Annotated in this window: 4 protein-coding genes and 1 riboswitch; of the genes, 3 read left to right on the top strand and 1 reads right to left on the bottom strand. The window is 50.3% G+C overall.

Going from position 1 to position 16,735, the window contains the following annotated elements; genetic code table 11:
- Positions 1-37 precede the first annotated feature (37 nt).
- A riboswitch (cyclic di-GMP riboswitch) is annotated at positions 38-124 on the top strand.
- A 183-nt stretch (positions 125-307) separates the two neighbouring features.
- The 3 genes from licA to licTE are packed head-to-tail and all read left to right on the top strand — an operon-like array spanning position 308 to position 15,718.
- Positions 308-11,074 carry a lichenysin non-ribosomal peptide synthetase LicA gene (gene licA, locus QMZ64_RS09185; protein ID WP_301441267.1) on the top strand — a complete coding sequence of 3,589 codons (10,767 nt, stop codon included), beginning with the start codon at positions 308-310 and terminating at the stop codon, positions 11,072-11,074.
- Positions 11,075-11,131: 57 nt separating this feature from the next.
- Positions 11,132-14,974 (top strand): lichenysin non-ribosomal peptide synthetase LicC, encoded by a 3,843-nt coding sequence (gene licC, locus QMZ64_RS09180; protein WP_265624885.1) that lies wholly within the window; start codon positions 11,132-11,134, stop codon positions 14,972-14,974.
- Between the two features lie 3 nt (positions 14,975-14,977).
- Entirely contained in the window at positions 14,978-15,718 is a 741-nt protein-coding gene (licTE, locus tag QMZ64_RS09175; RefSeq protein WP_265624884.1) for a lichenysin biosynthesis thioesterase LicTE, read from the top strand.
- 46 nt (positions 15,719-15,764) lie between these two features.
- Here the strand turns inward: licTE and QMZ64_RS09170 are convergent, their stop codons facing one another.
- A complete protein-coding gene (locus QMZ64_RS09170; RefSeq protein WP_265624883.1) occupies positions 15,765-16,676 on the bottom strand; it encodes a DMT family transporter in 912 nt (303 codons plus the stop codon).
- Positions 16,677-16,735: the final 59 nt, after the last annotated feature.

Here is a 16,735-nt window from a genome sequence, read left to right as displayed (position 1 = left end):
GTGAACTGTGAGCAGAAAATGAATTTATATCAATAAAAGCAGATAAAGGCAAACCTGCGGAAACGCAGGGACGCAAAGCCATGGCCTAAGGTACTGACGGTGCTACGGTTGACAGGTTGCCGAATAAACAGGGAGTTCGCCCGTTTTTATTCGGGTGGGCTCTTTTCTTTTTATTTCCAATATAATGTTTTATTGGAAATGACAAATCTGTGACAGTGTTTTTCGCTCATCGCAATACCGCAACATTGCATTGCGGCTTGGCTGTTCGCATCGTCATACATAGCAAGAGATAAAGGAGGAATAAAGAATGGGAAACACATTTTACCCGCTGACACATGCTCAAAGGAGAATTTGGTACACGGAAAAGTTCTATCCCGGCACAAGTGTTTCAAATTTGAGCGGCTTTGGAAAATTAAAATCTGCCTCGGGAATCGATTCCGGGTTATTGACTGAAGCCATTCGCCAGTTTGTTCGTACGAATGAAACCATGCGATTCAGGCTGATGTTTGAAGGAGAAGATGAGCCGAAGCAATATATAGCGGAAGACGAACCTTTCCAGATTGAATATTTTGACGCTTCAGAAAGCGGAGGAGCAGACGGCGTTCTTAAATGGGGACAAGCTGAAGCGCGCCGGCCCCTGCCTTTGTATGAAAGTCCGCTGTTTAAATTTGCCGTCGTTCGCATCAGTGAAGAAGAAAGCTGGTTTTTTGCAAAAGTTCATCATATCATTTCCGACGGTATTTCCATGACGATTCTGGGTAACCGCATTACAGACATTTATTTGAAGCTTGCCAAAGGGGAAACCGGCCTCGAACCTGTTCAGTCATCGTTTACGGAACATATTCAGAGTGAGTTGGAGTATGAAAATTCGAAGCGGTTCCAGAAGGATAAAGCATATTGGAACGCACAATATGAAGTGATCCCGGAGCCCGTATCGTTAAAGTCGAGTGATACGTATCAGATCCAATTGGATGCAGCCCGCTTTTCAAAAGAGGTTTCCCCCGCCCTGTATAAAAAAATTCAAACGTATTGTAAGGAACACAACATAAGTGTCCTCTCCCTGTTCTTATCGATTTTGCACATCTATATGCATCGGGTAACCGGACAAAAAGACGTCGTTCTCGGCACATTTATGGGTAACCGGACAAATGCAAAAGAAAAACAGATGCTCGGGATGTTTGTGTCGACGATTCCGATGAAAGCCTCCATTGATGTACACCGAGACTTTAGTGCATTTGTGCAGGAAAGAATGAAAGATCAGCTGAAGATCATTCGGCATCAAAAGTATCCGTACAATCTGCTGATTAATGATTTGCGGGAAAGACAGCCGCATGTCAGCAAATTGTTCTCCGTCTCACTGGAATATCAAGTTATGCAATGGCAGCGGAAAGAAACGTTGTCATTTCTTACCGAGCCGATTTTCAGCGGTAGTGAAATCAACGATATTTCTATTCACGTGAAAGAGAGATGGGACACCGGGGCGCTTGCGATTGATTTTGATTACAGGGAGGAGCTTTTCACCTGTGAAGAAATGGCCGTTTTATATGAACGGCTGATGACGCTGCTTGAAGATGCCCTGTTGTTTCCGCAAAAAACAATTGCGGAACTGGAGCTTGTTCCCGCTTTTGAAAAAGAGCGGCTGTTAAAGCGTGCATCAAGCCAAACCATCGCATATGACAAGAACATGACCCTGCACGGTTTATTCGAACAAAAAGCAGCCGATCATCCCGGAAAAACCGCGGTTGTATATGAAGGACAAAAACTTTCGTACCGCGAGCTGAATGAACAATCAAACCGTCTGGCAATGGCGCTACGGAGAAGAGACATCGGGCCTGACGCTCCGGCTGCGATAGTGATGGAGCGGTCAGAGCGGGTTATCACGGCGATGCTGGGCGTTTTGAAAGCCGGCGGAGCTTATGTACCGATCGATCCCGGATTTCCGGAAGAAAGAATTCGCTTCATGCTGGAGGATTCAAAGGTCAAAGCGGTTATCACAGACAGCGGGCTGACTTTTGAAACGGCCGAAACGGTGCGGTTCAGCGAAGCGCTTTCTGAATCGCGGGAAAACGGTCATCCGTCTTCAGAGGCAGGCGCCGGGCACCTTGCATATATCATTTATACTTCCGGGACAACGGGCCGTCCAAAAGGCGTCATGATTGAACACAGGCAGGTTCACCACCTTGTAAGAGGGCTTCAGCAGGCCGTTGGTACATATGATCAGGATGATTTGAAACTGGCCCTTCTGGCTCCGTTTCATTTTGATGCTTCCGTTCAGCAGATTTTTACGTCTCTATTGCTCGGCCAGACGTTGTACATCGTGCCGAAAAAGACGGTTTCCGACGGACGCGCTTTATCGGATTATTACCGCCGTCATCAAATCGATGTGACAGACGGTACGCCGGCTCATTTGCAGCTTTTGTCTGCGGCCGATGATCTTACAGGCGTCAAACTGAGGCATATGCTTGTTGGAGGAGAGGCTTTATCAAGGGTCGCAACGGAAAGGCTGCTTCAATTATTTGCAGAAACAGCTGAATCCGTGCCTGCTGTTACGAATGTTTACGGCCCGACTGAAACTTGTGTGGATGCTTCTTCTTTTACGGTTACAAACCGCGCAGACCTTCAAGGCGATACGGCCTATGTCCCGATCGGCCGGCCGATTGGAAACAACCGTTTTTATATTTTGGATGAAAACGGTGCACTCCTTCCTGATGGGGTCGAAGGGGAATTGTATATTGCAGGAGACGGGGTCGGCCGAGGCTACTTGAACTTGCCTGACATGACCAGAGACAAGTTCTTGGAAGACCCGTTTGTCCCCGGAGGTTTCATGTATCGAACAGGGGATGCTGTACGTTGGCTTCCTGACGGTACGGTTGATTTTATCGGCCGAAAAGACGATCAAGTGAAAATCCGCGGCTACCGGATCGAGCTTGGCGAGATAGAGTCGGTGCTGCAAGGATCCCCTGCTGTCGGAAGAGCAGTTGTCCTCGCGCGGCCTGAAACAGGCGGCAGCCTTGAGGTTTGCGCTTATGTCGTTCCGAAACAAGGCGGAGAGATTCATATTCAGAGGCTGAGGGAGTATTTATCCAAGCATCTGCCTGACTATATGATACCTTCCCGCTTTGTCGAGCTTGATGAAATACCGCTGACGGGAAGCGGCAAAGTCGACCGGAAAGCGCTGCTTCGCCATGAAGTCTCTGTCAGCGGGACTGCAGAGTATGCGGCGCCGAGAAATGAATGTGAAGAAAAAATGGTGGGTATATGGCAGGAAGTGCTCGGAGCTGAACAAGTCGGAATCAACGACCAGTTTTTTGAACTGGGCGGCCATTCTCTCAAAGCGATGGCCATTCTGGCAAAAATTCACAAATCTTTCGGTGTCGAGGTTCCGTTGCAAGTCCTATTTGAAAAACCGACAGTGGCGGCGTTAAGCGGCTTTGTTTCTGAAGCGGAGAAAGACGGATACACGGTAATTGAACCGGCGCCGGAAAGTGACGATTATCCTCTCTCATTGGCGCAGCAGCGAATCTATATCGTCAGCCAGCTGGAGGATGCCGGAGTCGGCTATAATATGCCGGCCGCGGCGATGCTTGAGGGCACCCTCGATGTTCAGCGCCTTGAAGCTGCTTTTCAAAAACTGATTGATAGGCATGAGGCGCTGCGGACTTCGTTTACAGTTGTCGATGGCGAGCCGAGACAGAACATTCATCAAAGGGTTCAATTCAAGATTGAGAAGGTTGAAGCAGATGGGAAGCCGATCGAACAAATGGCAAAATCTTTTGTCCGCCGCTTTGATCTCGCCAAAGCTCCGCTGATGAGAGCCGGTCTCGTCCGTCTCGCAGACGGCAGACATTTGTTGTTGTTCGATATGCATCATCTTGTGTCTGACGGCGTGTCGATTTCGATCATATTGAATGAGCTGGCGGCGCTGTATAAAGGGGAAGAACTGCCGGAGCCGAATTTGCATTACAAAGATTATGCCTTCTGGCAAAGGACACAGGCACAAGAAGGTTTTCAAAAAGAAGAAGCTTATTGGCAAAGCGTGTTTGCCGGCGAGCTTCCCGTACTGCAGCTGATAACGGATGAGCCGAGGCCGTCTGTTCAAAGCTTTGAAGGAGACAGGGTATCCGCAGTCCTGCCAAAAGACATGAAAGAAAAATTAGCCGTGCTGGCAGAACAAAACGGCGCGACATTGTACATGGTCATGCTGGCCGCATACAACATGCTGCTAGCAAAGTACTCCGGGCAGGAAGATGTGATCGTCGGGACGCCGGCGGCCGGCCGCAGACATTCCGATCTGGAAGGGATCATCGGCATGTTTGTCAATACGCTGGCGATCCGTTCAAAAGTGGAGCCGGGCAGAACGTTAAGAGACTTCCTGCACGATGTAAAGAAAACGGTAATCGACGCTTTTGAGCATCAGGATTATCCGTTTGAGCGGCTAGCGGAAAAGGTTGGTGCATCGCGCGATTTAAGCCGTCATCCCGTCTTTGACACGATGTTTATTTTGCAAAATGCATGGGAAGACATTCCGATGCTCGGCGATTTGCACCTCTCGATTTATGAAACGAACTTCAATATTGCAAAGTTCGACCTGACGCTGCAGGCAAAAGAAGAGCAGGGACAATTGATTCTTGATTTGGATTACAGTACGAAGCTGTTTAAAAAAGATACGGCTGAAAGGATGCTGAAAGCGTATTTGCACCTTCTGGACGGCATGACGGCTGATCCGCTCCGCAGGATCGGCGAGTACAGCCTTTTGACAGAAGAGGAAACGAATCGTCAGCTCGTCGAGTTCAACCCCGCGGCAAGCGATTATCCGCGGGAGAAAACGATCGTTCAGCTATTTGAGGAACAGGCGGCAGAAAGAGGCGGACATCCCGCCCTGCAATTTGAAGACAAAGTATGGTCCTACGGTGAGCTCAATCGGAAAGCGAACCAATTGGCGAGGTGCCTCCGCGAAAGAGGTGTGCAGGCCGGCACGACAGCAGCCATTCTTACCGCCAGGTCGGCTGAAATGGTTATCGGCATTCTCGCTGTGCTGAAAGCCGGCGGGGCTTATGTGCCGATCGATCCGGATCATCCGGAAAAACGCATGCAACATTTCTTCAAGGACAGCGGAGCGGCGGTTCTTTTAACGCAAAAGGTGATGAAGCCGCTCGCTGAGGCGGCCGAATTTAGCGGCGACATCCTATTTCTTGAGGATGAACACCTTTATCTGGGAGATGCGTCTGATTTGCGGCTTCGGATTTCACCGGAAGCAATGGCAAATCTAACGTATACATCCGGAACGACAGGGACGCCTAAAGGCAATATGGTCTCTCACCGGAATATATTGCGTACGGTAAAAAACACGAATTACTTGGATGTGATGACATCCGATATCGTTCTTTCGATTTCAAATTATGTGTTTGACGCCTTTATGTTTGATGTGTTCGGTTCATTGCTGAACGGCGCCAAGCTGGTGATAGCTCCAAAAGACACGATTCTTGATATGAGCCGGCTCGCACATGTACTGGAAAAAGAAAAGGTTACCGTCTTAATGATCACGACCGCATTATTCAATCTGTTGACAGACATGCGGCCGGACAGTTTGAAGGGACTCCGCAGGGTTCTGTTCGGCGGCGAACGTGCGTCTGTCGATCATGTCAGAAGAGCTCTGAACACAGTTGGCAAAGGACGGCTGCTTCATATGTACGGCCCGTCTGAGAGCACTGTTTTTACAACCTATCACCCAGTCAACGAAGTACCGGACGACGCGCAGGCTATACCAATCGGGAAGCCAGTCAGCAATACGGAGGTTCTGATTCTTGATTCATTCGGCAATGTACAGCCGACAGGGGTTGCGGGAGAATTATGCGTCGGCGGAGGCGGCCTCGTCCGCGGTTATTTTAACCGCCCGGAACTTACGGCTGAAAAGTTTACGGAACATCCGTTCAAAACCGGTGAGAAGATTTACCGGACGGGTGATATGGCGAGATGGCTTGCCGATGGATGCCTTGAATTTATCGGCCGGATTGATCATCAGGTCAAAATTCGCGGACAGAGGATCGAGCTCGGTGAAATCGAGCACCATCTCCTGACGCATGACATGATTCAGGAAGCCGCTGTTCTTGCTGTTGACACCGGGGTGGGAGATCAAATGATCTGTGCTTACTTTACGGCCGATCAGGAGCTTTCGAGTGAAGAGCTTCGCCGACATGCGGCAGAAGGTCTGCCGGGCTACATGATTCCGTCCGTGTTTATGCAGCTGCAGGAGCTTCCGCTCACAGGCAATGGAAAGGTCGACAGAAGGGCGCTGCCTGAGCCGGATGTCGCGCAGGCAGCGCAAAAGGAATATACGGCGCCAAGGAGCCGAACAGAAGCACAGCTTGCCGATCTTTGGCAGGAAGTGCTCAATGTACCGAAAATCGGTGTGCATGACAATTTCTTTGAACTTGGCGGACACTCTTTAATCGGGATGACGCTCATTGCCCGCATCCAGCAAGAGATGAATGTTGATCTGCAGCTGAAAGATTTGTTCCAGGCGCCGACAATCGAAACACTGGCGCAGGCTGCGGCAAAAGCTGAGAAAAAATCAGCCGTTTATATTGAAGCGGTGCCGGACCGGGAAACGTACCCGGTATCTTCGGCGCAAAAACGGCTGTACGTCCTTCAGCAGATTGAAGGCGCAGAGAAAAGCTATCACATGCCGGCCGTTCTCCAGCTTGAAGGGAAGCTTGACCTGAAGCGCCTCGAGTCTGCCGCGCAAATGCTGATCAAGCGCCATGAAGCATTCCGCACCACGTTTGAAATCAGGGACGGCGAACCTGTTCAGCGGATTTCGGATGCTGCGGAATTGACCATTGATGTCATCGATGCAGATGAGCAAGAAGCGGAAAAGCTGATTGAAGAGTTCATCAGGCCGTTTGATTTAACAAAGGCTCCGTTATTTAGAATGAGCATTATACGTGTCACAGGAGAAAAACATCTTTTGCTTGTGGATATGCATCATATCATTTCAGACGGCGCTTCCGTCAGCGTCCTAATCGACGAGATGACAAGGCTTTATGCGGGAGAGGCGCTTGAACCGCTGAGGATTCAGTATAAAGACTTTTCTGTATGGCAGCAGCACCTGCTGACAGAACGGCACAAAATGCAGGAGGAATACTGGCTCAAAGAGCTGGACGGCGAACTGCCTGTTTTGACGCTTCCGACAGATTATCCGCGTCCTTCTGTTCAAACGTTTGAAGGAAGCCGTCTCAGCTTTGCGCTGAAACCGGAGCTTGTCCAGCAGCTGAGAAAACTGGCCAAGGAAACGGAAAGCACTTTATACATGGTGCTCGCTGCCTCATACAGTGCGCTTTTATCGAAACTGAGCGGACAGAGCGAGGTCATTGTCGGCTCTCCGGCTGCCGGGCGGCCGCATGCTGATTTGAGCCGTATCATCGGCATGTTTGTCAATACGCTTGCGATAAGAACGCGTCCTGAAGGAGACAAGCCGTTTTCTGCGTTCCTTGAGGAAGTGAAAGAAACGACGCTCGGCGCGTTTGAGCATCAAGATTACCCGTTTGAAGAACTCATTGAGAAGCTGAACATCCAGCGCGACATGAGCCGAAACCCGTTATTTGATGCCGTCTTTTCAATGCGAAATGCCGATTTGAAAGACTTGTCAATGGAAGGGATCACACTCAAGCCGTATGATTTTGCCCATCAGACCGCGAAGTTTGATCTGACGCTGACAGCGGCGGAAGAGGACGGACTTCTCGTTTTTGAAATGGAATACAATACAGCTCTCTTTAAGCATGAATCGATCGAGCGCTGGAGCGGATATTTGCTTAATCTGCTCGAAGCGGTTGCCGAAAATCCGGATGCCCGCCTTTCAGAGCTTTCGCTTCTGGATGAAGCGGAAAAACGGCGGATCGTCCAAAAATGGAATGAGACGAGACTGGCTGTGCCGCAGGACAAAACAGTCCATGAGCTGTTCGAAGCACAAGTCCTCCACACGCCAGACCGCGGGGCAGCGGTTTACAACGGCGTGGCGTGGACGTACAAAGAGCTGAACGCGCGTGCGAACCGTCTGGCCCGGCTGCTGATCGAAAAAGGGGCCCGTCCTGAACAGCGGGTCGGGATCATGGTCAAGCCTTCGATTGAAATGGCCGCTGGCGTGCTCGCAATTTTAAAAGCGGGAGCGGCCTATGTGCCGATCGATCCTAGCTATCCGGCCGAGCGGATCGGATACGTGCTGAAAGACAGCGGCGCAGAGCTGCTTTTGACGCAAACAAACTTAGCCGCACCTGAAGAATTCAGCGGTGAAACACTTTTTCTCGATTCGATGCTGAGCGAAGAAATCACAAAAGATGATGAAGTGAACCTGCAGGCAGGCACACAGCCAAACCACCTGGCCTACTTAATCTACACCTCGGGCACGACCGGCCAGCCGAAAGGCGTCATGGTCGAACATCAGTCGCTCGTGAACTTGTGTTATTGGCATCATGATGCATTTGCGGTCACTGAAGAGGACAAAAGCGCGAAATACGCCGGCTTCGGCTTTGACGCTTCCGTCTGGGAGATGTTCCCGTACTGGATCGCTGGAGCAGAGCTTCACATCATCGATGAAGCGATCCGGATGGATATTACGCGCTTGAACGAATACTTCGAAGAGAACAAGATTACGATCACGTTCCTGCCGACACAGCTGTGCGAACAGTTCATGGAGCTCGATAACCAGTCGCTGCGCGTGCTGCTTACGGGCGGAGACAAGCTGAAACGGATCGCAAAACGCTCCTACACGCTCGTCAACAACTACGGGCCAACGGAAAACACAGTCGTCGCAACGAGCGCGGCGATCGATCCTGATGAAGGAATGCTTTCAATCGGAAAGCCGATCGCCAATACGCGGGCGTATGTGCTTGGACAAAACAACGAAGTTCAGCCTGTCGGCGTCGCGGGCGAACTGTGTATCGCCGGCCGCGGGCTTGCGCGCGGCTATTTGAACAAGCCGGAGGAAACGACGAAGCGTTTTACGGAAGACCCGTTTGTGCCGGGCGAGCGCATGTACCGGACGGGGGATGCGGTCAAATGGCTGGAAGACGGGCGGCTTGAGTACATCGGCCGGATCGACCAGCAGGTGAAAATCCGCGGCTTCCGGATCGAGCTTTCTGAAATCGAAGTCCAGCTCGCGCGCCTCTCTGAAGTGCAGGAAGCCGTCGTCACCGACATCGAAGACGCCTGCGGCAACAAAGCGCTGTGCGGCTATGTCGTTGCGAATCAACAGCTTGATACAGAAAGCCTCGCCCGCAAGCTGGCACAGACGCTCCCGGACTATATGGTACCGGCATTCTGGGTGCAGCTTGATGAGCTTCCGGTTACGGCGAACGGAAAAGTCGACCGAAGGGCGCTGCATCAGCCTGACGTCGAAGCGCAGACAGCCGAATACAAAGCGCCGCGCACGGAAACGGAACAGCTGTTGGCCGACATTTGGCAGGAGGTTCTCGGTCTGGACCGAATCGGGATCACAGACAATTTCTTCGCGCTCGGCGGAGATTCGATCAAAGGAATTCAAATGGCAAGCCGCCTTCAGCAGCACGGGTGGAAGCTGGAGATGAAAGACTTGTTTCAGCATCCGACGATCGGAGAGATAAGTTCGTATATTGAATGGGCTGATGCTAAACCGATCGATCAAGGACCTGTCGAAGGGGAAGTCACATTGACGCCGATTCAGCGCTGGTTCTTTGAACGCAAATTTACGAACGAGCATCACTGGAATCAGTCGGTTATGCTTCATGCGCCTTCAGGATTTGACCCGGAGCTTGTCGAACAGACATTGGCGGCATTGACAGAGCATCATGATGCCTTGCGCATGGTGTATCAAAAGAAAAACGGCCGCCTCATTCAATATAACCGAGGGCCGGGTGACCGTTCGTTCGCCTTTCGAGTGGTTGACCTTCGATATGTCACCGACATTGAAACGGAAATCACTGCCCAGGCAAACCGTCTCCAGGCAAGCCTTGATCTTGAAAACGGGCCGCTTGTAAAGGCAGAACAGTATCAAACCGCAGAAGGCGACCATTTGCTGATCGTCATTCACCATTTGGTGATCGACGGCGTGTCATGGCGGATTCTGCTGGAAGACTTTGCATCAGGCTACTCGCAAGCCGCACAGCAGCATGACATTGTCTTCCCTGATAAAACCAATTCGTTTAAAGATTGGGCAAAAGAGCTTGAGGCTTACGCGCAAACCGAACGCTTTCTTAAAACGGCCGATTATTGGCGCAGACTTGAACAAGAGCATATTTGCGAGCTGCCGAAAGATCGGGCTGCCGCAGAAAGAAAAGCGGAAAACACTTCTGCTGTTACGTTTGAATTAAGCGAAGCGGAGACGCGTCTGCTGCTGACGAAAGTGCATGAGCCGTATGGAACGGATATCAACGACATCCTGCTTTCCGCCCTCAGCCTGACGATCAGAGAATGGACGAACGGCTCCAATATTTGCATCAATATGGAAGGACACGGCAGGGAGGAAATCATTCCAGGGATGAATATTTCGAGAACGGCGGGATGGTTTACCGCGCAATATCCGGTTATTTTAAAAAGCGAAGCAGCGGCAGAATTGCCTGAGACCATTAAAAACGTCAAAGAAACCCTTCGGCGCATTCCTGACAAAGGAATCGGCTACGGCATTCTTCGCTACTTAACAGACCGGAAAAAAGCCGGTGCCGATTTTTCGATCAAGCCTGACATCAGCTTTAACTACCTCGGGCAGATCGACAGGGAGGTGCAGACCGATTTCTTCGGACCTTCTTCTTATGATATGGGCAGACAGGTTTCTGAAAGGTCTGAAGCACTCTATGCGCTGAGCTTCAGCGGCATCATCAGCAAGGAAAAATTCATCTTGTCATGTTCATTCAATACAGAGGAATATGACAGACAGACCGTACAAGGGCTGATGGACAGATTCAAAGCTTCCCTAACGGCATTGATCGACCATTGTACAGCTAAAGAGGAGCGCGAATTTACACCGAGTGATTTTTCTGCCGGCGATCTTGAGATGGAAGAAATGGGCGACCTGTTTGACGTTCTTGAAGAAAATTTGAAATAAACACCGAGGACTTGCCCGCTTGTTAAGCGGGCGAGCCTATGAAAGGGGGATACGATCTTGAGCCAGTTCAAAAAAGAACATGTCCAGGACATATACTATTTGTCGCCGATGCAGGAAGGGATGCTGTTTCATACGCTGCTGCATCCGGGGCAAGGCTTTTATATTGAACAAATCAGCATGCAGGTGAAAGGCTCTTTTCAAAAAGATATATTGGAAAAAAGCATGAATGTCATCATCGGCAGGTATGATATATTCCGAACCGTTTTCGTTCATGAAAAAATGAAACGTCCGGTTCAAGTCGTTTTAAAGGAAAGGTCGTTTCAGGCAGAAGAAATTGATCTATCAGGACTTTCTGAAGCAGACCAAAATGAGAGAATCGAAGATTATAAACGAAAAGATAAAGAAAAAGGGTTTAACCTCTCAAAAGACATTCCGATGAGAACCGCGGTTTTTAAAAAGGGACAAGACCGTTACGAATGGGTGTGGAGCTATCATCATATTCTTCTGGACGGATGGTGCTTCGGGATTGTCGTACAGGAACTGTTTGAAGTGTACAACGCGCTCCGCGAAAACAGGCCACACAGCCTCGGGCGCGTCAGACCTTACAAAGACTATATTAAATGGCTCGAAAGTCAGGACAAACAAAAATCGCTGGCCTACTGGGAACATCATTTAGCCGGATTCGAAGGGCAGACGACGTTCAGCGAACAGCGGAAAAAACCGGAGCAAGCCGGCAATCAGCCGGAAGAACTGCTGTTTACCCTTCCAAAAGAAGATACAGAAGCGTTCACACAGCTTGCAAAAGCACATCATACCACGTTAAGCACGGCTCTTCAGGCGGTGTGGTCGGTGCTGCTCAGCCGCTATCAGCGATCCCGCGATCTGATCTTCGGTACAGTTGTGTCAGGCCGCCCCGCTGACATTCAAGGTGTCGAGCACATGGTCGGTTTGTTTATCAATGTCGTCCCGAAACGGGTAACCTTTGGCGTGCAGACGACCTTTACGGAGCTGGTCGCTGAATTGCAGAAGCAGGCGCTCGAAGCTGAGCCGCATCAATATGTGCCGCTCTATGATATTCAAAGTCATATCGCAGCGCCGAACTTGATCGACCATATTATCGTTTTTGAAAATTATCCGCTGCAAGAAGCCAACAAACAGCAGGAAGAAAAAAATCTCGGCTTCACAATGGACGATATCACCGTTTTCGAAAAATCGAATTATGATCTGAATTTGCTTGCTTCACCGGGTGAAGAAATGCTGCTGAAACTCGCATACAACCGGAATGTCTTCGAACCATCTTTCATCTTGCAGTTAAAAGAACAGCTATTGACAGCTATTCGCGAGATCATCAGAAATCCGGAGCAGCCGCTTGACGACATTTGTGTCGTATCCACAAAGGAAAAAGAGCGCCTTCTCCATGAATTTAACGGTCAACTCCAACGGAAGCAAACCGGGCTGACGATCCCGCAATGGTTTGAGCAATATGCTGAAGCGCTCCCGGAACAGCCCGCGGTATCAGCGGACGGGCGGACGCTGACATATAGGGAATTGAACGAACGGGCGAACAAGGTCGCGCATCTTTTGCGCAAAAACAACGTCGGCCGCGGCGAACCTGTCGCTCTTTTGTTCCGCCGTTCGCCGGAAATGGTCATCGCGATACTCGCCGTCTTAAAAGCAGGGGGCGCCTATCTGCCGATTGACCCGGAATATCCTGAAGCGCGCATACAGTATATGCTGGAGGACAGCGGGGCTGTTTGCATGCTGACACAAGAAGAGCTTGCCGGCCGGGCGGCGTCGCTTTCTAAGAATACGATTTTGATCGACGATCCGGCAGTGTCTGCAGAAAGCGGGCGAAACCTTGAAATTGCCGCCGGGCCGGACGACCTTGCTTATATCATGTATACGTCAGGCACAACGGGAAAACCGAAAGGCAATCTGACGACACATGCCAATATTACAAGAGTTGTAAAAGAGACAAACTATATCAGTCTTTCCGAGAAAGACACCTTGCTGTCCCTTTCAAACTATGCGTTTGACGGCTTCACATTTGATATGTACGGCGCGCTTTTAAGCGGAGCAAAGCTGGTAGTGGCCGATCAGGCGACGATCCTCCATATCGGCAAGCTGACAGAAACGATTCAGAAGGAAAACATCACGGTCATGTTTGTGACAACAGCGCTGTTCAACCTCCTGGTCGATGCGGGAACAGAGTGGATGAAAGGGATTCGAAAAGTTCTGTTCGGCGGAGAGCGCTCATCTGTCAGCCATGTCAAGGAAGCACTTGCCGCCATGGGACCGGACAGAATCATCCATGTATACGGGCCGACGGAAACGACCGTTTTCGCGACGTTCTATCCGGTCAACCGCATCGAGGACAGCGCGGTTTCCATTCCGATCGGCAAGCCGATAAACGAAACCAATGCATACATTCTGACGGAAAATAACCGGCTTCAACCGATTGGAGCGGTGGGTGAATTGTGTCTGAGCGGTACAGGGGTATCGCGCGGCTATTTGAACAGGCCGGAACTGACTGCGGAAAAATTCGCGCCGCATCCGTTTAACAGCGGTGAAACGATGTACAGGACGGGGGATCTGGCCCGCTGGCTGCCGGACGGCAATATCGACTTCATCGGCCGGATCGATGATCAAGTGAAAATCCGCGGCCACCGAATTGAGCTCGGTGAAATCGAAGAGGAGCTGATGCGCTGTCAAGGCGTAAAGGAAGCCGTTGTAATCGCCAAGAAAAGCGGGAACGGGGATGCGGCGCTCACCGCTTATGTTGTCCCAGAGCAGAGAGCTGCGGTTTCGAACGAGGAGGTTCGCCGCCAATTGGCTCGGAATCTCCCGGCTTACATGGTGCCGGATGCATATATGATGCTTGAAGAGCTGCCGCTCACCGCAAACGGAAAAGTCAACCGCCGCCTTCTTCCTGAAGCAGATGGCCGGCCGAATCGAACAGAACACCGTGCACCTCGCAATATGACGGAAGAAAAGCTTGCGGTCATTTGGTCTGAGGTTCTCGGCAGACAGCAGATCGGAATAGATGAGAACTTTTTTGAAATCGGCGGACATTCATTGAAAGCCATGGCTGTCACCTCCCGGATGCTGAAAGATCTCGCCATCGATGTTCCGGTGAATGTGTTGTTTGAAAAGCCCACAATCGAGGGCCTCGCGACTTATATTGACCAGGGCGGACATACGAATGACGTGAAAAAAACCGTCTTCAATCAGGAAAGCACCCGCCATTTGTTCGCCTTCCCGCCTGTCCTCGGCTATGGGATCGTGTACGGCAAACTGGCCGAACAAATGCCGGAATACAAGATTCACGCGTTTGACTTTATCGAAAGCGACGACCGCGCCGTGCGCTACGCAGAAGCCATCTCCGGCCTTCAGCCAGAAGGGCCGCTGACATTAATCGGCTATTCAGCCGGCTGCGGACTCGCCTTTGAAGTGGCGCAAACGCTCGAAAAGAACGGGCGGAAAGTCGAAAAGCTGCTGATGATCGATTCATATATGAAGAACGGTGTCAGCGATTTAGAAGGGCGGTCAATTGAAGCCGATACGGCTGCCCTGATGGAAGCCAACAAGGACAATGAATATATGAAAATCAAGGCGGTCGCCGATGGCATCGCCAAAAAGATGACAGCCTATTATTCTTACTTTGTCAATCTTGTCCATCAAGGAACGGTCAGCTCCGAGATTCACTTGATCAAATCAGAGCAGGCGAAACCGCTCCCGGAATGGCTTTCGTCGTGGAAAGAAGGAACGGCGTCTTCTTATGAGGAATATCAAGGTGCTGGAAGACATGATGAAATGCTCGCGGACGGTTTTGTCAAAACCAATGCAGATCTGATCAGACAGATTTTGGGCGAACGTGCCGCTGTAATCGGGGGTGCATGATGAATGAACGAGATCATTAAGCAGTTTGGAGCGCCGGCAGGCGGCACGCAGTTAATCTGTTTCCCGTTTGCCGGGGGATATTCGGCATCATTCAGACCGCTTTATGAACATTTAAAGGCAGACTTTGAAGTACTGGCGATCGAACCGCCTGGACACGGAACAAATCGAATGGCGTTTGTCGACAATTTTGAAGAACTCGTCGATCTGTATATAGCGGCGCTCAAACCGAGACTCTCCGCTCAATTCGTGCTGTTCGGTCACAGCATGGGCGGAATGGTTGTTTACAGGTTGACGCAAAAGCTTGAACAAGAAGGAATCTTTCCGACAGCCGCGGTGATTTCAGCGATTCAGCCGCCTCATATTCAGCGGCAAAAAGTGTCCCACAAAAATGATGACGCATTTCTCGACCATCTCGTTCAGCTTGGCGGAATACCCCAACAACTGGAAGAGAACAGAGAAGTCATGAACTTTTTCCTGCCGTCATTCAGAGCGGACTACAGAGCGCTTGAAACGTTCTACCATACGGATCATACGCCGCTTATGTCGCCTGTTCATATCCTGAACGGAGATCGCGATGAGAAATGCATGAAGGATGCGCTTGGCTGGAAAAAGTGGGCGCGTACGATCGATTTCCACTATTTCAAAGGCGGCCATATGTATCTTTTAGCAAAAACGGAACAAGTAGCCGCCAAGATCAAAACGATTGCCGCGGTCAGCCGCAAGGAGGCTGGTCCGATAATATAAAGAAAAACGGAAAATCGGTGTGTTGAAACAGCCGATTTTCCGTTTTTCAGCCTTTTTTCAGCCGACTTTCCGGCTTAACCATCGTCGCTCCGATCAGTCCGGCAATGATCATCCCCGTTCCGGCGAAGTGAAACCACTCGAGTGATTCCCCCAGCCATATGATCCCAGCCAAAATCGTCACCAGTGTCGCCAGATGATTAAACATGCTGATTTTCGCAGCTTCTATTTTTGAGAGAGCATAATTTGATAAAAATGATGTCGCAAACGATGACATCACACCTAAATACAAAACGGAAAGAACAAACACCGGATTAATGAAGGGGGCAAAAAACCCGCTCAGCGTACCGTCTGCCATATGACTGATCCCGGCGATGCCGTTGAAAAAAAGAAATCCCGCACCTGTTGTCACATATGTTAATTCAAGTGAGCTGAAGGAGCGCGTCATCTTTCTGGCGAGTACACTGTAGCCTGCCGATGAAAGCGCCGAAAGCAAAATCAGCGCCGCCCCTCTCAAATCGGAACTTCCGGTGCCTGCGCTTTTCATCATAAAGATGCAGGCCACCCCCGCCGCTGACAAGACGGTGAAAAAGAATTGCCGCTTCGTAAACCGTTCATTTAAAAAATAAGCGGCGAATATCATCGTAAAAATCGGGATCGCCGCTTGAATGATGCCGGCTTCAGACGAAGACGTGTAGACGAGCCCGAACACTTGAAAAGCAAAAAACATGACAGGATAAAATAAAGCTAAAGGCAGTACCTTCAGCGCGTCTTTCATGCTGATGCCGATCTTCACCCATCCAAGCAGAAGGGGAAAGAGCGCGGCCAAAAAAGCGATCGTAAAGCGATGGGCCAAAATGTCGACCGGACTCGCTGCAGTGAGAGCCAATTTGACAAAGAAAAAGGAAAACCCAATGATAAAAGCATAGAGCAAAGCTGCCGTATAAGCAGATTTGTTCAAAGTCGATCATCTCCGTTAAAGTATGCATGCAATACAGATATTTTACCGGCTTCTGTCAT

It is taken from the genome of Bacillus sp. LB7 (genome assembly GCF_030449715.1).
Taxonomy (GTDB): Bacteria; Bacillota; Bacilli; order Bacillales; family Bacillaceae; genus Bacillus; species Bacillus paralicheniformis.
Note: the sequence above shows the minus strand (reverse complement) of the source record. Positions and strands in the feature narration are given on the sequence as shown.